Origin of the sequence: Sphingopyxis sp. 22461, assembly GCF_052044915.1 — a bacterium.
Classification (GTDB): Bacteria; Pseudomonadota; Alphaproteobacteria; order Sphingomonadales; family Sphingomonadaceae; genus Sphingopyxis.
This window is the reverse complement of record NZ_JBQENY010000015.1, coordinates 1-20,843: the sequence shown is the minus strand read 5'-3', so window position 1 is coordinate 20,843 and position 20,843 is coordinate 1. Positions and strand designations below refer to the sequence as shown.

Genomic DNA, 20,843 nt, shown 5'->3' with positions numbered 1-20,843 from the left:
CTGAAACTGAGTATTAGGCAGCGAGCGGGCGGGCGAGGACGAGATCGTCGTAAAGCTTGCCGCCGACGTTGAACTGGCGCGTGCCGAGGTCGGCGAACCCCTGCTTGCGGTAAAAGGCGAGCGCGCGTTCGTTCTGCGCATAAACACCAAGCAGAAGGCGGCGATGGCCGCGCGCCGCTTCCAGCGCCTGCTTCATCAGCGCCGCGCCGAGCCCGCTGCCGTGAAAGCGCGACAGCGAATAGATGCGCTTCAACTCGATATCGCCTTCAAGCGCCGCGACAAGGTCGGGCTTACCGACCAGCGCGAAACCGATCGGCGCGCCGCCGGGCTTCGCCTCGGCGATCCACGCGCGCGCGCCAGCCGCCAGATAGGCCTTGTACGCCGCCTCATTGTGGTGCGCGGCGCAATGACCGACGATCGCATCGCCGTCGAGGATGCCCGCGAAGGTTTCGAGGAAGGTCGCGGCGCCGATCAGCGCGAGCGCCGACGCATCGTCGGCTCCGGCTTCCCGGATCGTCCATGTCGGATTGTCGGTCATCGGTTCAGGCCGCCATGGTGAAGGGCTCGAGCCCCGCGAGCCGCGTCCGCACCGGCACCTCGGGAATATGCCGGGGCGCAAGGCCCTGAACCGCCTTGGCCATCGCCGCGATATGCGCGGGGGTCGACCCGCAGCAGCCGCCGAGGATGTTGACCTGGCCATGCTCGGCCCATTCGCGCACCAGCCCCGCGGTCGTGTCGGGCATTTCGTCATATTCGCCGAGTTCGTTCGGCAGGCCCGCGTTCGGATAGACCATCACCAGCGCGTCGGCGATGTCCGACAGCACGCGGACATGCGGGCGAAGCTGCGACGCGCCGAACGAGCAGTTCAGCCCGATCGTCAGCGGCTTGGCATGACGCACCGCGTACCAGAAAGCCTCGACCGTATGCCCCGACAGGTTGCGGCCGCTGAGATCGGTGAGCGTCATCGAAATCATCAGCGGCAGTTCGCGCCCGACCTTCGCCTCGGCCTCGAGCGTCGCGGCGATGCCAGCCTTGGCGTTCAGCGTGTCGAAGATCGTCTCGATCAGAATGAAATCGGCGCCGCCTTCGGCGAGCGCCACGACCTGATCGAGATAGACATTCTTGAGCTCGTCGAAGTCGATCTCGCGATAGCCGGGATTGTTGACGTCGGGCGACAGCGACAAAGTCTTGTTCGTCGGCCCCACCGCGCCCGCGATGAAACGGCGGCGACCGTCGCGCTCCTGATAGCGATCGGCGGCTTCGCGGCCCAGCCGCGCGCTTTCATGGTTGATGTCGGCGACCAGATGCTCGGCGCCATAATCCGCCTGGCTGATCGTGTTGGCGCTGAAGGTGTTGGTCGACACGATGTCCGACCCCGCCGCCAGATAGGCTTCGCCGATCGCGGTGACGACATCGGGGCGCGTCAGCGCGAGGATGTCGTTATTGCCCTTCTGGTCGTGCGTCAGGCCGAGCGAGCCGGCATAGTCGGCCTCGACCAGCTTGCGGAGCTGGATCTGGGTGCCCCAGCCGCCGTCGGTCAGCAAGATACGTTCCTTCGCCGCTGCCTGCAGGGCTTCACGTGCGCTGATCATGCGGCTTTCTCCGTCGCGGGGGCCACCGCCGGGCGGAGGCCCAGGAGGTGGCAGATGGCATAGCTCAGCTCGGCGCGGTTGAGCGTGTAGAAGTGGAAGTCGCGCACCCCGCCCGCATAGAGGCGGCGGCACATTTCGGCGGCGATCGTTGCGGCGACAAGCTGGCGCGCGGAGGGCAGGTCGTCGAGCCCCTCGAACAGCGAGATCATCCACGCGGGGATCGCGGTGCCGCACATATCGGCCATACGCCGCGTCTGCGACACGTTCGACACGGGCAGGATGCCCGGGATGATTGGTGCGGTGATCCCCGCCGCCGCAGCCGCGTCGCGGAAACGCAGGAAGCTGTCGGGCGAGAAGAAGAATTGCGTGATCGCGCGCGTCGCGCCCGCGTCGAGCTTGCGCTTCAGATTGTCGAGGTCGGACTGCGGACAATCGGCGTCGGGATGCGTTTCGGGATAGGCGGCGACCGAAATGTCGAACGGCGCAATCGCCTTCAGCCCCGCGACGAGTTCGATCGCATTGGCATAGCCGTCGGGATGCGCGCGGTACGGCGCGCCGCCCGGGACGTCACCGCGCAGCGCGACGATATGGCGCACTCCGGCATCCCAATAGGCATGCGCGACCTCGTCGATCTCGGCGCGCGAGGCCTCGACGCACGTCAGGTGCGCGGCGGGCGGAACGGCGCTTTCGGCGGCGATGCGCGCGACGGTCGCATGGGTGCGCTCGCGCGTCGATCCGCCCGCGCCATAAGTGACCGACACAAAGCTGGGCCCCAGCGGCTCGAGCGTGCGGAACGTGTCCCACAGCTGCGCTTCCATCTTCTCGGTCTTGGGCGGGAAGAATTCGAAGCTGACGCCGATGTCGCCTTCGAGATTGGCGAACAGCGGCGAGGCCGCGGCGCGGCGCGCCTCTGCCAGCGAATTCAAGTTCGACGTCATGCCGCAAGCCTTTTACTTTGTCCGTCACCGATGACGGGGGGTTGATCTTCATCGCTGCGACGGCGGCCGAGCCACAGCTTCACGGCCAGCTCCCCGCCTTCCAGCGTCTGGGTATTTTCCAGCAGCAGCCCTGCCGACGCGAACCAGCCGCGGATCTGCGCGTCCGAAAAGCCGAGGCGCGCGTGCGCCGCAAAATTGCGCAACTCTTCGTCCTCGTGCGGCGCGAAATCGACGACGAGCAAATGGCCACCGCCGCGCAGCACCCGGCTCGCCTCGGCGATCACGCGGTCGGGCTCGTGCGCGAAATGCAGCGCCTGATGGATGACAATGCTGTCGATGCTCGCATCATCGACCGGCAGGTTCAGGAAGTCGCCCTGGAGCAGGTCGACCGGAACCGATTGCTCCGCCAGCTTGGTGCGCGCGATGCGCAGCATTTCGGGGCTGCGATCGAGTGCGGTGATGCGGCGCGCGGTCGGCGCGAAGATTTCCGCCATCCGGCCGGTGCCGGTGCCGATGTCGAGCAGGTGCCCGAGCCGGCGGTTGTGCATCATCGCCAGCATCGCGGCCTCGACCTCGCTTTCGGCGACGTGGCGCGACCGGATCGCATCCCATTCGGCGGCATGTTCGGCAAAATAGCGTTCGGCGGACGCCGCGCGCTCGTCGCGCACCGCCGCCAGCCGCCGCGCATCATGCGCGATGACCCGCGTCTCGCGCGCAGAGAAAGGCCATTTTTCGGCTTGGCCGATAATGTCGGCGACCGGCCCGCCGTTCGCGATGCGCAGGAAAACCCAGCTTCCTTCGCGCCGCCGCTCGACGATCCCGGCCTCGACAAGGATCCGGACATGGCGCGACACGCGCGGCTGGCTCTGGTCGAGCACGACCGCCAATTCGCCGATCGCGAGCTCCATCTCGCGCAAAAGCGCGACGACTCGCAATCGCGTCGGGTCCGCGAGGGCACGGAAAATGTCGATCAGCTCGCTCATGGGGTAACATATAAAGCTTTCTTTATATCCGGTCAACCAAGCGCCGCTCCCCTATTTCCGCCACGCACCCTTCAGCCGGGACCGAATTACGACGAAACAGCGGGGCTCTGGCAAAAAGGGCGTTGCGTGCCATTTGGCGAGGGGGTAATTCTGCGCGCGATTGGCAAATTTCGGGATCGATCAGTTCCTGTGCCGATCGGTCAGTTCAAACCGAGAGGGGTATTCCCAAATGAAGAAATCGATCACTCTGTCGCTCGTCCTCGCCGCCTCGATGGGCCTCGCTGCTTGCGCCGAAAAGGCTGCCGACGACACGGCTGCTGCAACCGAAGACGCAGCCGCGACCGTCGAAGGCGCTGCTGATGGCGCGATGGAAGCGGCCGAAGGCGCTGCCGACGCGACCGCAGCTGCTGCTGGCGAAGCCGGCGCCGCTGCCGACGCCGCTGGCGATGCCGCTGCCTCGGGCGACGCTGCCAAGGCTGCCGACAAGGCGACCGAAGCTGCCGATGCTGCCAAGGAAGCTGCCGACGCCGCCAAGGGCGCGATGGAAGAAGCCAAGAAGTAAGCGTCTTTTCGGCCTTTCAGGCCGAAGAAATGCCACAGGCAAAGGGGGGTCGCCGGTTCGCCGGTGGCCCCTTTTTCATTCGGGACAGGTATCAATCGGCGCAGTTGCCAAGCCCCTGATCCGCCGTTAACTCTCAGTCCCTATGGCCGTCGCCCGGCCATTGCATTCGAAAGGAATATCATGCGCAAGATCATCATCGCCTCGATGGCCGCCGCGGCCTTCAGCCTCGCCGCCTGCTCGGAAAAAACCCAGGACGCCGCTTCGGAAACCGCCACTTCGGCCGCCGATGACGCCGCCGCCGCTGGCGATGCCGCTGCCGATGCTGCCGCTGGCGCTGCCGACGCGACGGCTGCTGCCGCCGACGAAGCCGCCGATGCGACCGCCGCCGCCGCCGACAAGGCCGGCAACGCCGTCGAAGGCACCGTGAATGCCGCGGGCGAAGCCGCCGACAAGGCCGGCGCCAATATCGCCGAAGAAACCAAGAAGGCCGAAGCCAACGACAAGAAGTAAGTCGTCGGCACGCCTTCGGGCTGATATCGGGGGCTCCATCCACCACGGATGGGGCCCTTTTTCATGGGAGCGCATGCGATGATCGACCTTCGGATGACGAGCGCCGCGCTCGCGATGCTGATCCTGACGACGGGATGCAGCCGCACCGACAATGAGCCCGGCCCCGGCGGCGTGACCGTCAGCGAGGCCAAGGCGCTCGACGATGCCGCCCAAATGCTCGAAAGCCGCGATAGCGCGCCGGTAGCCGCCGCGGACAAGCCGGACGGCGACGCCGAAAAGACCGTCAAATAGCGCCTTCCCCTCGCCGCATCAGGGCGTTAGGCTGCTCTCGCCCCGCAACTGGCGCTGAAGATGGAGTCCCATCGGGAAGCGGGGCGGACCGACAGGTCGACAGGAGCCGCGCGCCTGGGTGATCCATCGCCAGCGCAAGGACATCCGCATGACCGATACGCCCAGCACCACCGTCGTCTTCCTGCTCTTTCCCGGTATCACCCAGCTCGATTTCACCGCTCCCGCGCAGGCGCTTTCGCGCATGCCCGGTGCCATACTCGCGGGCGCCGCGGCCAGCCTCGACCCGATCATGACCGACAGCGGCTTCGCGATCGTGCCGACGCATGATTTCGCGAGTGCGCCGCAGGGCGACATCCTCTGCATCCCCGGCGGGCACGGCGTCGCCGACGCGCTGGGCGATGCCGCGACGATCGATTTCATCGCGCGCCAGGCGGCGGGCGCGCAGTGGGTGACGAGCGTCTGCACCGGCGCCTTCCTGCTCGGCCGCGCCGGGCTGCTCGACGGCAAGCGCGCGACGACGCACTGGGCCTATACCCACCTGCTGCCACTGGTCGGTGCCGAAACGGTGAAGGCACGCGTCGTCGAGGACGGGAATGTCGTGACCAGCGGCGGCGTCACCTCGGGGCTCGATTTCGCGCTGACGCTCATCGCCCGGCTGCGCGGCGATGCGGTCGCGCAGGCGATCCAGCTCGCGATCGAATATGATCCCGCGCCGCCCTTCCCCGGCGGCCATCCCGACCGCGCGCCCAAGGCGATCACCGCGGGATTGAAAGAGCATGTCTATGACGCCGCAGCAGCGCGGATGGAGGCGGCGTTGTCGGGCGGTTAGGGTCCAGACCCTAACGGCAGCCCGCGAGTGCGATTTCGTAAAGTTTCGGCCAATATTTTCCGGTGACGAACAAGCGCTTCGTTTTCGCGTCCCATGCAATGCCGTTGAGCACGCTGTCGGTCCCCCTGACACCGGCGTCGGCCTTGAGCCCCGTCAGGTCGACGAGCGAGACGACGTTGCCGGTGGCGGGATCGATGCGGACGATGAAATCGGTCATCCACACATTCGCCCAGATCTGGCCGTCGATCGTCTCCAGCTCGTTGATCATCGAGATCGGCCGGCCGCCGAAGCGCACCGTGACGCGCCTCTGCTCCTTCATTGTCGCGGGATCGAAGAAGCGGAGCTCCGTCGTGCCGTCGCTGAGCACCAGGCTGCCTTCGACCATCGTCACGCCCCAGCCCTCGCCTTCATATTTGAAGGTGCCGGCGCGTTTCAGATCCTTGATCGACCAGCGATTGCCGGCGCCGCCCTGCCAGGTCACGCCGATGATCTGATCACCCCAGCGCGTGATGCCTTCGCCGAACTGGTCGGCCGGCAGCTTTGTCTGCGCCAGCGCCTTGCCGGTCTTGAGGTCGAGCCGCGCCACGCGGGACTGACCATATTGACCGGTGGCCTCGTACAGATGCCCCTCGTCCCAGAAGAGGCCTTGGGTGAAGCTGGTCGCGTCGTGCGGGAAGGTTTCGACGATGCGGTAGCCGCAGCGCTCGATCGGCGGCGGCGCGGGGGCGGCAACCGCAGGATCGGCGAGCAGCGCAAGGGGAAGAACGAATAGCATCACCACTCTTAGCTATGCCGCATCGCCTGAACTGGCAATGTCCCGCCTGCCCTATTTCGTCATGCCATTTTCGTCATGCCGGACTTGATCCGGCATCCATGACGCCGCCCGTGGCATGGACCCCGGATCAAGTCCGGGGTGACGATGAAGATAAATTGCACAAAGAAAAGGGCCGGAGGATTGCTCCCCCGGCCCTTCTTTTTTGACTTGGCCGTTCGGCAAGTCGGCATGCGACCCCGGCCTTCGCCGGGGTGACGACCTGTTGGGGTCGTCAGAAGTCCATGCCGCCCATGCCGCCCATGCCGCCGCCGCCCATGGGCATGGCGGGCTTGTCGTCAGGTGTTTCGGCGATGCCGGCTTCGGTGGTGATCAAGAGACCGGCAACCGAGGCCGCATCCTGCAGCGCGGTGCGCACGACCTTGGTCGGGTCGATGACACCGGCCTTGACGAGGTCTTCATAGACGTCGGTCGAGGCGTTGAAGCCGAAGTTGCTGTCGTTCTGGTCGAACAGCTTGCCCGCGACGACACCGCCGTCGAAGCCCGCGTTTTCAGCGATCTGGCGAACCGGAGCCTGCAGCGCGCGACGGATGATGTCGATGCCGCGGGTCTGGTCTTCGTTGACGCCCGACATGCCGTCGAGAGCCTTCGTCGCGTACAGAAGCGCCGTACCGCCGCCGGGGACAATGCCTTCTTCGACCGCAGCGCGGGTCGCGTGGAGCGCATCGTCGACGCGGTCCTTGCGTTCCTTCACTTCGACTTCCGAAGCGCCGCCGACCTTGATCACGGCAACACCGCCGGCGAGCTTCGCCAGACGTTCCTGCAGCTTTTCCTTGTCGTAGTCGCTGGTCGTCGTTTCGATCTGCGCGCGGATCTGTTCGACGCGGCCCTTGATCGCATCATGGTCGCCAGCACCATCGACGATGGTGGTGTTGTCCTTGTCGATCGTGACGCGCTTGGCCTGCCCAAGCATGTTCAGCGTGACCGACTCAAGCTTGATGCCCAGGTCTTCGCTGATCATTTCACCGGCGGTGAGGATCGCGATGTCCTGCAGCATCGCCTTGCGACGATCGCCGAAGCCCGGTGCCTTGACGGCAGCGACCTTCAGGCCGCCGCGCAGGCGGTTGACCACCAGCGTTGCGAGCGCTTCGCCTTCGATGTCTTCGGCGATGATGAGGAGCGGACGGCCCGACTGCACCACGGCTTCGAGGATCGGAAGCATCGACTGGAGGTTCGACAGCTTCTTTTCGAAGATCAGGATGTACGGATCCGAAAGCTCGACGAGCATCTTTTCGGGGTTGGTGATGAAGTAAGGCGACAGGTAGCCGCGGTCGAACTGCATGCCTTCGACGACGTCGAGTTCGAAATCGAGGCCCTTGGCTTCCTCGACGGTGATCACGCCTTCCTTGCCGACCTTTTCCATGGCTTCGGCGATCTTGTCGCCGACTTCCTTGTCGCCATTGGCCGAAATGATGCCGACCTGCGCGATTTCAGCGGTGCCCGAAACGGGCTTCGACTGCGCCTTGATCGTTTCGACAACCTTGGTGACCGCGAGGTCGATGCCGCGCTTCAGGTCCATCGGGTTCATGCCGGCGGCAACCGACTTCATGCCTTCGCGCACGATCGCCTGCGCCAGAACGGTCGCGGTGGTGGTGCCGTCGCCGGCCTTGTCGTTCGCCTTCGATGCGACTTCGCGCAGCATCTGGGCGCCCATATTCTCGAACTTGTCCTTAAGTTCGATTTCCTTGGCGACGGTGACGCCGTCCTTGGTGATGCGGGGCGCGCCGAAGCTCTTGTCGATCACGACGTTGCGGCCCTTGGGACCGAGGGTCACCTTCACCGCGTCGGCGAGGGTGTCGACGCCGCGCAGAATGCGCTCACGCGCGTCGCGGCTGAATTTTACGTCTTTAGCAGCCATGGGCTTGTTCCTTTAAAATCCGCAGAAAACTGCGTAACTTCACACTGAATTCGATGAAATCGCTCAGGCGATGACGCCGAGGATGTCCGATTCCTTCATGATCAACAGCTCTTCGCCGTCGACCTTGACTTCGGTGCCCGACCATTTGCCGAACAGGATGCGGTCGCCCGCCTTGACGTCGAGCGGGGTCACCTTGCCGTCATCGGCGCGGGTCCCGGTGCCGACCGAGACGACTTCGCCTTCCTGCGGCTTTTCCTTGGCGGTGTCGGGGATGATGATGCCGCCAGCCGTCTTTTCTTCGGCTTCGATACGGCGAACAAGCACGCGGTCGTGCAGCGGACGAAATTGCATGGAAATCCCTCCAGAGATGGAAATGATGTCGTTTAGCACTCACAGGACGCGAGTGCTAACAGTCGGCCATATGGGTGGGAGTCAGATAGGCGTCAAGCGCAGGGGTACAAGATTCTCGCGAAGTTTTTGCGTCAGGCCGGAAGCAGGCCCAGACGCGCGCGCATCCGCCAGCGGAGCAGCAGCACGGCAGAGACGACAATCAGCCCCACGGCCAGCCCGATCCACACCCCGACGCCGGCGAGCGGCGTCCAGAAGCCGAGGTAGATGGCGGTGCCATAACCCGCGATCCAGTAACCGCAGATCGCGATGATCATCGGGGTGCGCGTATCCTGCAATCCGCGCAGCACGCCGGCCGCCACCGCCTGCGCCCCGTCAAAGAGCTGGAAGGCGGCGGCGACGACGAGGAACTGCATCGCGAAACCGACGAGCGCGGCGTTGCGCGCGGCATCGACGTCGACATAGATCGACAGCACGAGCGACGGGAACAGCCACATGATGAGCGCGGTCAGCCCCATGAAGCCGATGCCGAGGATGAGCGACGCCTGCCCCGCGTGTGCGATACCGCGATGGTCGCGCGCGCCATAGAAAAGACCGACGCGGATCGTCGCCGCCTGCGCGACGCCGAAGGGGATCTGGAAGGCGAGCGCCGCGACCTGCAGCGCGATCGTGTGCCCGGCGAGCTCGGTTTCGCCGATGCGGCCCATCAGGAAGGCGGCGCCGGTGAACAGCCCCGCCTCGGCCAGGATCGTCAGGCTGATCGGCGTGCCGATGCGCAGCATGTCGAAAAAGCGCGTCCATTCGGACCGCCACCAGTTGCCGAACAGATGATAGCGCCGCAGCCGCCGGTCGCTCTGGATGACGACGACATAGGCGATCAGCATCAGGAAGCTGGTCATCACGCTCGAAATTGCCGAGCCGTGGAGGCCGAGCGCGGGCATGCCGAGGTGGCCGAACACCAGCACCCAGTTGCCCAGCGCATTGACGAACAGCGCGCCGAAGGTGATCGCGGTCGCGATCGTCGGCCGCCCGAGCGCCGAGACGAAGATGCGCAGCACCGCCGCGGCGATCATCGGGAACATGCCCCACATCAGGATCAGCAGGAAGCCCGCGGCACGCGCCGAGGTTTCGGCCGGCTGCCCCGTCGCGAGCATGATCGGCCCGCCCGCGGCGCAGATGCCCATGAAGAGGAGCGAGACCAGCGCGCTGAGCCACAGCGCCATGCGCACGGTTCGCCGCACCTCGCGCACCGCATGCTTGCGGCGGCCGAGCTCGGCGGCGATCAGCGGCGCCGACGCGCCGATAAGGCCGGAGCCGGTCCACAGCAGGAGTCCGAAGATCGCGACGCCGAGCGACGAGGCGGCGAGCGCCGCGTCGCCGAGCCGCGCGACGAAGATCACGTCGATCGCATGGACGAGCATTTGCAACAGGTTCGCGGCCGCGAGCGGCACCGCAAGCGCCAGCGTCGCGCGGAATTCGGCGCGGAGGCTCGGCGGTGTTTCCGCGGTCAGAGGGGCGGCCTGATGCAGCATAGCCGGCCCGGATAGGCGAGCGGCCCGACGCTTTCAATTGCGCGCGTCGATCACTCCGCTTTTCGGCCCAAGGGGTGGCAAAAAGGCAACAACTGCCGGCGCATGCGCATCAGCGCAGGGTGATTTCGACCGATGAGCCCGAAGTGCGGCGCGTGATATTTCGCGGCGCAACGCCCCGCGCTTCCAGATAATTTTGCACGACCGCGGTCATCCGGTCGTTCGGCCCGACGATTTCGATCCCGCCGCCGCAATCCCGCGCGACCTTGCCCAGCATGTCGAGCATGGCGCGCGAATCGGGCGTGATCGCCGCCATCCCGCTGTCAAAAGCAATCGGATAAGGTCCGGTGTTGCAGACCGCCGAGCCGAGATCTTTGGGGACGAACGCCTCCGTCATGTCGGAGACGACCGCCGGCGGCGGCCCCGATGGCGCCTCGACCCCGGCCAACGACGCCTCGCTATCGACCGGCGCGCCGACCGGCTGTCCGGACCAATAAGCCGAAGCCGCCCATATCAGCAGCGCAATGCCAATCGCGCAGAGTGCGGTCAGGCGATGGCGGCGCACGAACGCGGCGATATGACCCAGCCGGTCCGGAGCGATATCGGTCGCAGCCGCCGTCGTTTCTGGACGGTCGGCAACGGGCGAAGGCGTGCCTGCGACTTTGGCGCCCGCGAGGGCTGCCAGCCGTTCGCGCGCCTCGCCGAGAAGCGGATCGCCCGCGTTAGCCGCAATCCAGCCGCGCCACTGTCCCGCGTCGGCTGATTGTTCGTAGCGGACATAATCGCCCAGCCCCGGCCGTCCGACGAGACGGCCGATCCGCGCGACGATTTGCCGCCAACCGTCGCCCGCCTGAAAATCGGGCCGGTCGAACAGGTCAACCGCCTGTACCGAGGCGAATTCGAGCGGGGGCAGGCAGTCGTCAAGCCTTGCTGCGACCAGCCTTTCGCTCTGCCGCCCGGTGCGCGCTTCGGCGCGGATCCAGTCGCTGTCGGCCGCCAGTTCGGACCAGAGGACCAGCACCGCCTTGGCGCGGCGTACCTCACGCTCGATCTCGCGATCGAAATCGGTGCCCGGTTCGATATGCGCGTCGAACCAGACCGACAGCTTCAGGTCGACGAGCGCGGTGCAGATCGCAACGCATCGCCCGCGCTCCTCGCGCTTGTAGCTGATGAAGACGTCGGTCATGCTGGGATAATGCTTTGAGGGATCATTTGCTCCAAAGCGTCGCCATCTCGAAGGCAAAAGCCAGGAAGGTCAGCGTCAACCCGACGACGAACAGCCGGTACGCATAGGCAAGATAGCGATATTTGCGCCGCGCGAGGACGACGCCATTCTGGTAGGTATCGCGCAGCATCGTCTCATAGAGATCCTCCTCGGTGCGCAGGCGCGCCTTCACCGCGGCGATGAACTCATCCTCGTCCATCTGTTCGAAGCGGCCGAAGAAGAGGATATTGCTGTGATCCTTGCCGTCCTTGTAGACGACCGGCGGCGCCCTGCCGACGCGCGGCAGCACCGCCGACACCGCGAGCAAAGCCGAGAGGAAGGAAAAGGTCGCGAGGATCGCGAGCGGCATCGCAAGCGCGCCGCCGCCCGAGCGCGCCTGCCCGATCGCAAGCGTGAAGACGACGAAGGTCGCGCCCATCAGGATCGATGCCTTCTGGTCGGCCATCTGCGACAATTGCATCGTGATCTGCTGGTTGGTGCGCACGAGGTGCACCGCGTTCGGCGGAAAGGAAATCGCCGGCCGGCCCTGCGATATCTTTGAATCTTCGCTGTCCATGCCAAGCTGCCCCTGCTGGCGACCCGCCACAGCGATGCCACGAAGTCCCGCCAGCGGCAAGATGCTGCCCTGTTCCCGCCGCATTCGCTTGCCAATCGGAGGCCTTCGCGGCATGCCGCACGCAACTTCATATCTTTATGGGACGCACCACATGAGCACCGCCCTGCGCGACCAGATTTTCGGGCTGATTGCCCCTTTCAACAAGAAGGGCGTCGAACTGACCGACGCCACCACCTTTGCCGGCGACCTCGAATGGGACAGCCTGACGGTGATGGATTTCGTCGCCGAGGTCGAGGATACGTTCGACATCATCATCAGCATGAACATGCAGGCCGAAATCGAAACCGTCGGCCAGCTGGTCGCCGCGGTCGAGAAGCTGCAGGGCTAAATCTTTTTCCCCGTTCGTGTCGAGCGAAGTCGAGACACCCATCGGGACAGCGCAAGTTCGAGGGGCATCTCGACTTCGCTCGATGCGAACGGATTTTGGACATTTGACATGACCGACCTCTTTTCGAAATTCGACCCGCTGATCCAGCAGCGCGAGGATCTGCTCGCGACCGGAGTCACCGATCCGTATAATCTGGTGATGGAAAAGGTGATCTCGCCGACCGTCGCGATCTGTAACGGGCGCGAGACGATCCTGCTCGGCACCTATAATTATATGGGCATGACGTTCGACGAGGATGTCATCGCCGCGGGCAAGGACGCGCTCGACAAGTTCGGCAGCGGCACGACCGGCAGCCGCGTGCTCAACGGCACCTATCAGGGGCACAAGGAGTGCGAAGAGGCGCTCAAGGAATTTTACGCCATGGATCATGCCATGGTGTTTTCAACGGGGTACCAGGCGAACCTCGGCATCATTTCGACGATCGCCGGCAAGGGCGACTATGTCATCCTCGACATCGACAGCCATGCGTCGATCTATGACGGCTGCGCGATGGGCAATGCCGAAATCGTCGCTTTCCGCCACAATGACGTCGAGGCGCTCGAAAAAAGACTGAAGCGCCTGCCCCCCGAAGCGGGCAAGCTCGTCGTGCTCGAAGGCGTCTATTCGATGCTCGGCGACGTTGCGCCGCTGAAGGAAATGATCCGCGTCTCGAAGGAAGCCGGCGCGATGGTGCTCGTCGACGAAGCGCATTCGATGGGCTTCATCGGCGAGAATGGCCGCGGCGTCGCCGAGGCGCAGGGCGTATTGGACGACGTCGACTTCGTCATCGGCACCTTCAGCAAGAGCGTCGGCACCGTCGGCGGCTTCTGTGTGTCGAACCATCCGAAGTTCGAAATCCTGCGGCTCGTCTGCCGTCCCTATGTCTTCACCGCCTCGCTGCCGCCAAGCGTCGTCGCGACCGCGGCGACGAGCATCCGCAAGCTGATGCACGGGTCGAACAAGCGCGCGCACCTGTGGGAAAATTCGAAGGTTTTGCACAAGGGACTGCGCGACCTCGGCTTCCAGCTCGGCACCGAAGAGCCGCAGTCGGCGATCATCGCGGTGATCATGCCCGACCTTGAACGCGGCGCGATGATGTGGGAAGCGCTGCTGGAAGAAGGCCTTTACGTCAACCTCGCGCGCCCGCCCGCGACCCCCGCGGGCATGACCTTGCTCCGCTGCTCGCTCTGCGCCGAGCATAGCATCGAACAGGTCGGCGAAATCCTCGGCCGGTTCGAACGCGCCGGCCAGCGCGTCGGCATTATCGGCTGAACCGAGCCTGCGCGCCGACCAGCGGATTCCTTTTCGGGTCGAGTTGAAGCGGTGTTAAGTTAACGGCGGCTTCGGCGCTTTGCGGCGCCGCGCTTGTCCGGTAAGAGATGCGCGTGTTCGAGAGGGATGGCGACAGCGAAAATGACGGCCGGCGGGAGCGTGTTCGCTTCTGGCTGACGATCGTCCTCGGCGCGATCCTGACCGGTGTGGTCGGGGCGCTCGTGCTGCTGCTCGCGCGCGCCAACGACAATTACGACCGCTCGCTCGGCTGGCAGACGCAGAGCATGGAAGTCATTTCGCAAACGCGGTCGGTCGACGCCGCGATCGCGCGCGCCGAGGCGTCGCTCGGCCGCTTTGCGGTCGGGCTGCAGAAAGAGGATGGGCGCGTCTATGAATATCAATGGGGCCGCGCGCGGCAGTTCCTCGCGCAATTGCAGCGTAACGTCCGCGACAATCCCAAACAGATGGCGCTGGTCGAACAGCTGACGCGCGAAATGGACAGCCGCGGGGCGCAGCTTGGCGACGCGGCGCTCAGCGCCAACTATAACCAGACCGTCGCGGCCATTTCGAAATATTATGCGGCGGGCAAAGGCCAGGGCGTCAGCCGGATCGACAAGCTGCTCAGCGAAATCATCGCGAACGAGCGCGCACTGCTGCGCGAGCGCAACCGGCTTGCCGTGGCCGACCGCGCCAGCCTCAACCAGGCGATCCTGCTCTTTTCGTTACTCGGCGCGGGCGCCGCGGTCATCGCGATCGGCACGACCTTCTCGTTGATCCGCGCCGAGGGCGAACGGCGGCTCGCGCGGAACGAGCAGCTGATCGAAAGCGACCGCGCCGCGCAGCTCGAGGCGGCGGTCAACGAACGAACCGCGGAACTCGCGCACGCGAACGATGCGCTGCGCGGCGAGATGATCGAGCGCGAAGCCGCCGAGGCCCAGCTGCGCCAGGCGCAAAAGATGGAGGCGGTCGGCCAGCTGACCGGGGGCATCGCGCATGATTTCAACAATATGCTGGCGGTCGTCGTCGGCGGGCTCGAACTGGCGCAACGGTCGCCCGCAAAAGCGTCGCGCCACCTCGCGAACGCGCTCGACGGCGCCAATCGCGCCGCCGACCTGACCCGCCGGCTGCTGACCTTTGCCCGGTCGGAGCCCGCGCGACCCGAGATGGTCGCGGTCGACGCGTGCATCACGAGCTTTGCCGAGCTGATCGAACGCACGATCGGCGACCGCATCGCATTGACGCTCGACCTGCAGGCGCCGGGCCGTGCCTGCTGGGTCGACCGGCAGCAATTCGAAAATGCGCTGCTCAACCTTGCGGTCAATGCGCGCGACGCGATGAACAGCCATGGCTCGCTCACGATCCAGACGCTCGACGATGGCGAAGGCAAGGCGCTCGCGGTGCGGGTGATCGACACCGGCTGCGGCATGTCGCCCGAAGTGCTCGAACGCGTGTTCGATCCCTTTTACACGACCAAGCCCGCGGGCCAGGGCACCGGGCTGGGCATGAGCCAGGTCTTCGCCTTCTGCCGCCAGTCGGGCGGCGAAGTGCAGCTTTCGTCGACCGAGGGCGAAGGCACCAGCGTCGCGATGCTGCTGCCGATCGCCAAGCCTGAGGCCGATGCGGCCACCGAAACTTTGCCCGTCGATGCCGACGGTCCCGCATCGCCCGACGACGCGCTCAGCATCCTCGTCGTCGAGGACGACGAACGCGTCCTCGCGGCGACGGTCGATGCGGTCAGCGAGCTGGGCCATAGCGTGGTCGCCTGCGGCAACCCGCTCGAGGCCGAAACGCTGGTCGAGCGGCGGCTGGCGGAGGGAGGGAGCGGTTTCGACCTGATCCTGTCCGACGTGCTGATGCCCCAGCTGACCGGCCCCGAAATGGTCGCGCAGCTGAAACAGCGCTGGCCCGACCTGTCGGTGCTGTTCGTGACCGGCTATGCCGGCGACGCGAGCGAGGTCGAAAGCTTCGGCGACCATGATGTGCTGCGCAAACCCTTTACCCTCACCGCGCTCGACCAGGCCATCCGCCGGCGCGGCGAGGCGCGGCCGGCCGAAGGGCAAAGGCTGGCGAGTTAGGGTTATCCGTCATCCCGGCGAAGGCCCGGATCTCACCCTCGATTTCTGACACACCGGCGAGATCCCGGCCTTCGCCGGGATGACTACGGGTGTTACCGAATAGCCCCGCTCTTCATCAGGCGCGGCACCAAAGTCAGCGCGGCGACGAGCGGCCAGCGGCGCTGCCACGGCTTGATCTCGATCTTGGTCCCCGCGTGGCGATTGATCTTCCACGCCAGATAATCGATCCCGCCGGCGTAGGTCAGGCTGGCCTTGGCAAGCCGCGCGATGCTGAGCGCCTTGCCCTCCAGCCGCCGCCGCGCCCAGCCGCCGGCGCGCGCATCGGCCGGGATCGCGGCGATCGCGGGCAGGCTGAACCGCTCGTATCGTTCGGCATCGGCGTCGACCACCGACTGTGCGCGGCTCGTGCGCTCGGCGCGCAGCTCGACCGAGTAGGTGAGCGAAAAGGCGCGCCGCCACCAGTCGAGCGACGCTTCGCCATCGACCCGGCCCGCCGCAGCGAGCAGCGTCGGTGCCGCGCGCGCCACCGCCGCGACGGCCCGGTCGCGCGCGGTATCGTCGACCGCCCAGACGAGGCGCGACGGCTGCGCAAAGCGCGCCCACACCGACACATTGCGCGTCTCCGCACCGTTCAGCCGGTCGAAATCACCTTCGCTGAGCACCGCATATTTGGCGATCAGCCCGCCCGACTGGAACGGGAAGACGTTGGGCGGGATCAGGCGGTTGGCGGCCGCCATCCAGCGCTTGGGATAGGCGTCGCTATAGTCCGACACGATCAGGTAGAAATCGAGCATCAGCCCGTCGAGCTCGCTCTCGCGCAGGCAGCTGCCGTAAAACAGCACCGCGCGCGCGCTGCCCGGATATTGGGCAGCGATCGCCGCTGCCATCGCGGCGGCGCGCGGGTCGACGGGGGTCGCCAGTTCGGCGCGGACCAGATCGAGCAGGTCGGACACGCGCGAAGGCTCAGGCGGCGAGGCGCAGGAACGGAACCGGCTGCGTCGAGGTCAGGATGATCGGCATGCCGTGCTTCGCCTGAAAGATTTCGCCGTCGAGGATGACGTTCGACCGTTCGCCCTCGATGCGGATTTCGTCGCCCTGCTGGAAATGCACGCCGTCGAGCGGCTTTTGCCCCAACGTCCCGCGCCAGGTCGCGCCGAGCATGCGGAACATCGCGCCGACATTGCTGTCGGTCGCGAGCAATTTCATGTGCCCGTTGGTGCCGCCGCCGTCGCTCGTGCGGATGCTGAGCAGCAATTTTTCGAGCGTGGTGACGATCAGCAGCGAGAATTTGCCTTTGAACTCGCCCTGACGGATCAGCGACACGGTCATATTTTCGGGCTTGGGCGGCAGGCGGCCGCCGCCGATCCCGAAGATGATCGCGAACAGCCCGAGGATCGCCGCGAGGAAATGCGAAATCCCGTTCGGCAGGCCGAGCGGATAGATGCGGTTGCGGCAATAGAGCATCACGTCGGCGAGATAGGCGCCGCCGAGGAACATGCCGAGCACCGGCCGCGCTTCGCCGCCGCTGTCGAGCGAGATGAGCTGGCGTTCGATTACATGATCCTCGAGCCGGCCGCTCGCGACGAGTTCGAGCACGCGATCGAGCGCCTTGATCGGATCGCCCTCGGCGCCGAGGTCGAGCGCGATGAGGTTGGTCTTGCCGTTCGGAAGCACCGCGACCGGCGGCGGCGAGCCGCCGAAATGGTCGCCCGAATAAATTTCGGTCAGCGCCGCCTGGACCGTGCCGTCGCCGCCGTTGATCACGACGACGCGCGGGCCGACCATCGCCATGGTGCGAATGGCCTTTTCGATCTGGTCGACGTCCTCGACCTCATAATGAAAGATGTCGGGGTGCGCCGCGCAATATTCGCGAACCCGCGGCAGCAGCGAGCGGTTGCCCGTGGAGCGTGGATTCGAAAGGAGCGCGACGCTTGCCATATATCCCTAAAGTCTCTCTATTCGACGGGGTCGAAGGACAGGCCGTTGACATAGTTCAGCACGACCGGGACGCGCTTGGTGGCGCCGCCGACCGCAAAACTGACCGTTGCCAACTTGGGCTTCCGCTTGAAGATGAAGTCGCTGACCTTCATGTCGGGGTTGCCCGACAGGCCCGCGCCGTCGCTACGGTCCGACTTGCCGTTGCCGTTGATGTCGTGCCGCACCGAAATGACATAATTGCCCTGCTGCTTCACAGGCACACAGACCGACATGGTGCCGGCGCGCGACACGGGGACATCGACGCGCTCGAGCCATTTGCGCTTTTCCAGATAGCTGCTGTTCGCGCTGTAAATCTGCACGCGCACGGTTCCCGTGCGCTGCTTGAAACCGCGCACGTCGACCTGGACGGCGGTGGCGTTGCTGTTGCACAGCGCGGCGCTCGGACCCAGCGCGGCACCCTGCGCCGCGACGGGCGCGATCAGCGCTCCGGCAGCACCGGCGCCAAGCAGTCCGGCGAGAAACATTTTCGACATGACCTCAAAACCTCCAGAGGCTATAGCCATCTCAGCAAGCGCGAGAGCGCACGCTGACACGGGTCCCTGTCGCCCTTGAATCGGCATATCGGAAACAACTGCGGCCAAATCATGGTGATGGGGCGACCAAAGATTGAATAAGCTTCCTGCCATCGACCGCTACATCGCGCGGCTCATCTTCTTCCCGATGCTCGGCACGCTCGTCCTGTCGGCGATGCTGCTCGTGCTCGAAAAGATGCTGCGCCTGTTCGATTTCGTCGCGACCGAGGGCGGCCCGGTCAGCGTCGTGTGGCGCATGCTTGCAAACCTGATCCCCGAATATCTTTCGCTCGGCATTCCGATCGGGCTGATGCTGGGGATTCTCCTTGCTTTCCGGCGCCTTGCGACATCGAGCGAGCTCGATGTGCTGAAGGGTGTGGGGATGAGTTTCGGGCGGCTGATGCGCGTGCCCTTCGCTTATGCGATCGCGCTCGCCGCGCTCAATCTGGCGATCGTCGGCTTTATCCAGCCCGTCGCGCGCTACGCCTATGAAGGGCTGCAGTTCGAACTGCGCTCGGGCGCGCTGGGCGCGTCGATCAAGGTCGGCGAATTCACCAAATTGGGCGACCGCATGACGCTCAGGATCGAGGAAAGTTACAACGACGGGCGCAGCTTGCGCGGCATTTTCGTGCGCGGCGAGCAGAAAGACGGACAGCGCGTGTCGGCCACCGCAGCGCGCGGGCAGTTCCTCGCGACCGACGATCCGAACACAATCATCCTCCGCCTGTCGCAGGGCGTGCTGATCCATGAATCGCCGAAATTTTCGGTTCCGCGCGTCCTGACCTTCGACAATCACGACCTGCCGATCCCCCTGCCCAAGATCGAGGCCTTCCGCCTGCGCGGCGGCGCCGACCGCGAAATGACGATCCCCGAATTGTTTGTCGCGGGCAAGGACAAGAGCCAGTCGGTGCAGACACGGCTGGAATCGCGCGCGAATTTCCACTTCCGCATCGTCGAAGTGATGTCGATGTTCCTGATCCCGCTGATCGCGATCGCGCTCGCGATCCCGCCCAAACGATCGACCTCCTCACTCGGCGTCTTCCTGTCGATCGTGCTGCTCGTCACCCAGCACAAGATCAACCAATATGCCGAGGACATGGGCGCGCGCGGGGTGGTCGACCCGCTGATCGCGCTATGGGTGCCCTATCTGCTGTTCGCGGCGCTCGCGATCTGGATGTATTATGTCGTCGCGCATGTCCCCGGCGGCCAGCCGATCGGTGCGCTCGAGCGTGTCGCGGCGAAGGCGGCGCAGAAAATCCGCAAAATGCTGACGATGTTTCAGCGCAAGCCGGGGCTGGTGGAGAGTGTGAACTAAATGCATCAGCTCCACTTTTTCCCGTCGCGGACGATGGCGCTCTACGTCGGCCGCCTTTTTCTCGTCCGGTCCTTCTCGATCCTGTTCGCGCTGGTGCTGATCCTCCAGACGCTCGACCTGCTCGGCGAGAGCGGCAAGATCCTCGCGGTCGCGGGCAACAGCGATTCGGATGTGTGGCGCTATGTCGGCATGCGGATGCCGCAGATTATCGAGACCTTCCTGCCCTTTTCGGTGCTGCTCGGCACGATATTGACGATGGTGACGCTCAACCAGAACAGCGAGGTCATCGCGATGAAGGCGTCGGGCATGTCGGCGCATCAGGTGCTCGCGCCCCTGTTCCTCGCGGCCTTGCTCGTCGCGGGGATCAGCTTTGCGTTCAACGAACGCATCGTCACGCGCTCGACCGCGGCGCTCAGCGCCTGGCAAAAGGTCGAGTATAAGAAAGTCCCCAAGGACAGCGGCATACGCACCAACATCTGGGTCCGCGACGGCGACAATCTGATCAACGCCGCGACGGTCGATACCAGCGGCCCGGTGATCGTCCTCGGCTATGTGACGATTTACGAGCGCACCGGCGGGGTGCTGTCGTCGATGCTGTCGGCGGACAGCGCACGCGCGCTTCCGGCCGGCGGCTGGGAATTGACCAATGCGCGGCGTTTCCTGCGCCGCTCGGGCACGCTCGAACCGCTCGGCACGATCGTCGCGGCGAAGGATGTCCGCCCCGACCAGTTCACGCTGGCGCAGGTCGACGGCGACGAGCTGCCCTTCCTGAAGCTCCAGTCGGCGATCGCCGATCTCGAGGCGGCGGGGCGGCCGGTCGATGCGCTCAAGGGCGTGCTGTGGCACAAGATTTCGGGCCCGCTGTCGGCGATATTGATGCCGCTCTTGGGCGCGGTCGCGGCGTTCGGCCTTGCCCGATCGGGCAAGCTGTTCATCCGCGCGATCATCGGCATGGGGCTCGGCTTCGCCTATTTCGTCGCCGACAATTTCGCGCTCGCGATGGGCGACCTTGGCGCCTACTCGCCCTTCCTCGCGGCGTGGGGGCCGTTCATATTGTTTGCGCTGATCGGCGAGATGATTTTGATACGGACTGAGGAATAGGGCGGCTTGCGCCTAATTATTGGTCGTCGCCCCCGCGAAGGCGGGGGCCGCAGTCGGCCTTATTCTTCGACGCTGTGTAAACCTCCAGCG

General features: G+C 65.3%; 22 protein-coding genes and 1 riboswitch. Of the genes, 9 read left to right on the top strand and 13 right to left on the bottom strand.

Annotated features, from left to right (window positions below; all coding sequences use genetic code 11):
• Positions 1–13 precede the first annotated feature (13 nt).
• From ACTJI5_RS20755 to ACTJI5_RS20740, 4 genes are read right to left on the bottom strand one after another with little or no spacing between them, the layout of a single operon-like run.
• Entirely contained in the window at positions 14–538 is a 525-nt protein-coding gene (locus ACTJI5_RS20755; protein ID WP_440861633.1) for an N-acetyltransferase family protein, read from the bottom strand.
• Between the two features lie 4 nt (positions 539–542).
• Positions 543–1,592 carry a homocysteine S-methyltransferase family protein gene (locus tag ACTJI5_RS20750; RefSeq protein ID WP_440861632.1) on the bottom strand — a complete coding sequence of 350 codons (1,050 nt, stop codon included), beginning with the start codon at positions 1,590–1,592 and terminating at the stop codon, positions 543–545.
• Entirely contained in the window at positions 1,589–2,530 is a 942-nt protein-coding gene (gene metF / locus ACTJI5_RS20745) for a methylenetetrahydrofolate reductase [NAD(P)H] (RefSeq protein ID WP_440861631.1), read from the bottom strand. The genes ACTJI5_RS20750 and metF overlap by 4 nt, the downstream gene beginning before the upstream one ends.
• Positions 2,527–3,513, bottom strand: coding sequence for an ArsR/SmtB family transcription factor (locus ACTJI5_RS20740; RefSeq protein ID WP_058536845.1), 987 nt, complete (start codon positions 3,511–3,513; stop codon positions 2,527–2,529). The genes metF and ACTJI5_RS20740 overlap by 4 nt, the downstream gene beginning before the upstream one ends.
• A gap of 229 nt (positions 3,514–3,742) precedes the next feature.
• Here ACTJI5_RS20740 and ACTJI5_RS20735 point away from each other — a divergent pair, with 229 nt between their 5' ends.
• The 4 genes from ACTJI5_RS20735 to ACTJI5_RS20720 all read left to right on the top strand — a co-directional run bounded on the left by ACTJI5_RS20735 (position 3,743) and on the right by ACTJI5_RS20720 (position 5,705).
• Entirely contained in the window at positions 3,743–4,075 is a 333-nt protein-coding gene (locus ACTJI5_RS20735) for a hypothetical protein (RefSeq protein ID WP_058536846.1), read from the top strand.
• 180 nt (positions 4,076–4,255) lie between these two features.
• On the top strand, positions 4,256–4,585 hold the full coding sequence (locus ACTJI5_RS20730; RefSeq protein ID WP_037514457.1) for a hypothetical protein: 330 nt from the start codon (positions 4,256–4,258) through the stop codon (positions 4,583–4,585).
• Positions 4,586–4,663: 78 nt separating this feature from the next.
• Positions 4,664–4,876 (top strand): hypothetical protein, encoded by a 213-nt coding sequence (locus ACTJI5_RS20725; protein WP_440861630.1) that lies wholly within the window; start codon positions 4,664–4,666, stop codon positions 4,874–4,876.
• 34 nt (positions 4,877–4,910) lie between these two features.
• Positions 4,911–5,003: riboswitch (ZMP/ZTP riboswitch) on the top strand.
• 21 nt (positions 5,004–5,024) lie between these two features.
• On the top strand, positions 5,025–5,705 hold the full coding sequence (locus tag ACTJI5_RS20720) for a DJ-1/PfpI family protein (protein ID WP_440861629.1): 681 nt from the start codon (positions 5,025–5,027) through the stop codon (positions 5,703–5,705).
• Between the two features lie 10 nt (positions 5,706–5,715).
• Here ACTJI5_RS20720 and ACTJI5_RS20715 read toward each other — a convergent pair whose 3' ends face one another.
• The 6 genes from ACTJI5_RS20715 to ACTJI5_RS20690 all read right to left on the bottom strand — a co-directional run bounded on the left by ACTJI5_RS20715 (position 5,716) and on the right by ACTJI5_RS20690 (position 12,053).
• On the bottom strand, positions 5,716–6,480 hold the full coding sequence (locus tag ACTJI5_RS20715) for a glutaminyl-peptide cyclotransferase (protein WP_440861628.1): 765 nt from the start codon (positions 6,478–6,480) through the stop codon (positions 5,716–5,718).
• 271 nt (positions 6,481–6,751) lie between these two features.
• Positions 6,752–8,395 carry a chaperonin GroEL gene (gene groL, locus ACTJI5_RS20710; protein ID WP_058536849.1) on the bottom strand — a complete coding sequence of 548 codons (1,644 nt, stop codon included), beginning with the start codon at positions 8,393–8,395 and terminating at the stop codon, positions 6,752–6,754.
• Positions 8,396–8,458: 63 nt separating this feature from the next.
• Positions 8,459–8,746, bottom strand: coding sequence for a co-chaperone GroES (groES, locus tag ACTJI5_RS20705; protein WP_037514464.1), 288 nt, complete (start codon positions 8,744–8,746; stop codon positions 8,459–8,461).
• Between the two features lie 131 nt (positions 8,747–8,877).
• Positions 8,878–10,275: an MATE family efflux transporter gene (locus tag ACTJI5_RS20700; RefSeq protein WP_058536850.1), complete on the bottom strand. Its 1,398-nt coding sequence runs from the start codon at positions 10,273–10,275 to the stop codon at positions 8,878–8,880.
• Between the two features lie 109 nt (positions 10,276–10,384).
• Positions 10,385–11,458: a TIR domain-containing protein gene (locus ACTJI5_RS20695; protein ID WP_440861627.1), complete on the bottom strand. Its 1,074-nt coding sequence runs from the start codon at positions 11,456–11,458 to the stop codon at positions 10,385–10,387.
• 22 nt (positions 11,459–11,480) lie between these two features.
• Positions 11,481–12,053, bottom strand: coding sequence for a Pycsar system effector family protein (locus ACTJI5_RS20690; RefSeq protein ID WP_440861678.1), 573 nt, complete (start codon positions 12,051–12,053; stop codon positions 11,481–11,483).
• A gap of 151 nt (positions 12,054–12,204) precedes the next feature.
• Here ACTJI5_RS20690 and ACTJI5_RS20685 point away from each other — a divergent pair, with 151 nt between their 5' ends.
• From ACTJI5_RS20685 to ACTJI5_RS20675, 3 genes are all read left to right on the top strand, one after another.
• A complete protein-coding gene (locus ACTJI5_RS20685) occupies positions 12,205–12,441 on the top strand; it encodes an acyl carrier protein (protein WP_056372169.1) in 237 nt (78 codons plus the stop codon).
• 108 nt (positions 12,442–12,549) lie between these two features.
• Positions 12,550–13,752, top strand: a complete 1,203-nt coding sequence (gene spt, locus ACTJI5_RS20680) for a serine palmitoyltransferase (RefSeq protein WP_058536851.1) — start codon at positions 12,550–12,552, stop codon at positions 13,750–13,752.
• Between the two features lie 113 nt (positions 13,753–13,865).
• Positions 13,866–15,827, top strand: a complete 1,962-nt coding sequence (locus ACTJI5_RS20675) for an ATP-binding protein (RefSeq protein ID WP_058537023.1) — start codon at positions 13,866–13,868, stop codon at positions 15,825–15,827.
• 92 nt (positions 15,828–15,919) lie between these two features.
• Here ACTJI5_RS20675 and ACTJI5_RS20670 read toward each other — a convergent pair whose 3' ends face one another.
• Genes ACTJI5_RS20670 through ACTJI5_RS20660 form a run of 3 tightly spaced genes read right to left on the bottom strand, consistent with a single transcriptional unit; the run spans position 15,920 to position 18,298 of the window.
• Entirely contained in the window at positions 15,920–16,780 is an 861-nt protein-coding gene (locus ACTJI5_RS20670; RefSeq protein ID WP_440861626.1) for a hypothetical protein, read from the bottom strand.
• A gap of 10 nt (positions 16,781–16,790) precedes the next feature.
• Positions 16,791–17,765, bottom strand: a complete 975-nt coding sequence (locus ACTJI5_RS20665) for a diacylglycerol/lipid kinase family protein (RefSeq protein ID WP_058536853.1) — start codon at positions 17,763–17,765, stop codon at positions 16,791–16,793.
• A 17-nt stretch (positions 17,766–17,782) separates the two neighbouring features.
• Positions 17,783–18,298, bottom strand: coding sequence for a DUF2141 domain-containing protein (locus ACTJI5_RS20660; protein ID WP_082639648.1), 516 nt, complete (start codon positions 18,296–18,298; stop codon positions 17,783–17,785).
• 133 nt (positions 18,299–18,431) lie between these two features.
• On the opposite strand from ACTJI5_RS20660, the gene lptF reads away from it, so the two are divergent.
• Positions 18,432–19,652 carry an LPS export ABC transporter permease LptF gene (lptF, locus tag ACTJI5_RS20655; protein ID WP_082639649.1) on the top strand — a complete coding sequence of 407 codons (1,221 nt, stop codon included), beginning with the start codon at positions 18,432–18,434 and terminating at the stop codon, positions 19,650–19,652.
• Positions 19,653–20,753, top strand: coding sequence for an LPS export ABC transporter permease LptG (gene lptG, locus ACTJI5_RS20650; protein ID WP_058536854.1), 1,101 nt, complete (start codon positions 19,653–19,655; stop codon positions 20,751–20,753).
• Positions 20,754–20,843 lie beyond the last annotated feature (90 nt).

Coding starts and splice junctions, on each gene's coding strand:
- ACTJI5_RS20660 (WP_082639648.1), bottom strand. CDS start 18,298: ATGTCGAAAATGTTTCTCGCCGGACTGCTTGGCGCCGGTGCTGCCGGA.
- lptG (WP_058536854.1), top strand. CDS start 19,653: ATGCATCAGCTCCACTTTTTCCCGTCGCGGACGATGGCGCTCTACGTC.
- ACTJI5_RS20755 (WP_440861633.1), bottom strand. CDS start 538: ATGACCGACAATCCGACATGGACGATCCGGGAAGCCGGAGCCGACGAT.
- ACTJI5_RS20750 (WP_440861632.1), bottom strand. CDS start 1,592: ATGATCAGCGCACGTGAAGCCCTGCAGGCAGCGGCGAAGGAACGTATC.
- ACTJI5_RS20700 (WP_058536850.1), bottom strand. CDS start 10,275: ATGCTGCATCAGGCCGCCCCTCTGACCGCGGAAACACCGCCGAGCCTC.
- groES (WP_037514464.1), bottom strand. CDS start 8,746: ATGCAATTTCGTCCGCTGCACGACCGCGTGCTTGTTCGCCGTATCGAA.
- metF (WP_440861631.1), bottom strand. CDS start 2,530: ATGACGTCGAACTTGAATTCGCTGGCAGAGGCGCGCCGCGCCGCGGCC.
- ACTJI5_RS20665 (WP_058536853.1), bottom strand. CDS start 17,765: ATGGCAAGCGTCGCGCTCCTTTCGAATCCACGCTCCACGGGCAACCGC.
- spt (WP_058536851.1), top strand. CDS start 12,550: ATGACCGACCTCTTTTCGAAATTCGACCCGCTGATCCAGCAGCGCGAG.
- ACTJI5_RS20725 (WP_440861630.1), top strand. CDS start 4,664: ATGATCGACCTTCGGATGACGAGCGCCGCGCTCGCGATGCTGATCCTG.
- ACTJI5_RS20720 (WP_440861629.1), top strand. CDS start 5,025: ATGACCGATACGCCCAGCACCACCGTCGTCTTCCTGCTCTTTCCCGGT.
- ACTJI5_RS20690 (WP_440861678.1), bottom strand. CDS start 12,053: ATGGACAGCGAAGATTCAAAGATATCGCAGGGCCGGCCGGCGATTTCC.
- groL (WP_058536849.1), bottom strand. CDS start 8,395: ATGGCTGCTAAAGACGTAAAATTCAGCCGCGACGCGCGTGAGCGCATT.
- ACTJI5_RS20740 (WP_058536845.1), bottom strand. CDS start 3,513: ATGAGCGAGCTGATCGACATTTTCCGTGCCCTCGCGGACCCGACGCGA.
- ACTJI5_RS20730 (WP_037514457.1), top strand. CDS start 4,256: ATGCGCAAGATCATCATCGCCTCGATGGCCGCCGCGGCCTTCAGCCTC.
- ACTJI5_RS20715 (WP_440861628.1), bottom strand. CDS start 6,480: ATGCTATTCGTTCTTCCCCTTGCGCTGCTCGCCGATCCTGCGGTTGCC.
- ACTJI5_RS20735 (WP_058536846.1), top strand. CDS start 3,743: ATGAAGAAATCGATCACTCTGTCGCTCGTCCTCGCCGCCTCGATGGGC.
- ACTJI5_RS20685 (WP_056372169.1), top strand. CDS start 12,205: ATGAGCACCGCCCTGCGCGACCAGATTTTCGGGCTGATTGCCCCTTTC.
- ACTJI5_RS20695 (WP_440861627.1), bottom strand. CDS start 11,458: ATGACCGACGTCTTCATCAGCTACAAGCGCGAGGAGCGCGGGCGATGC.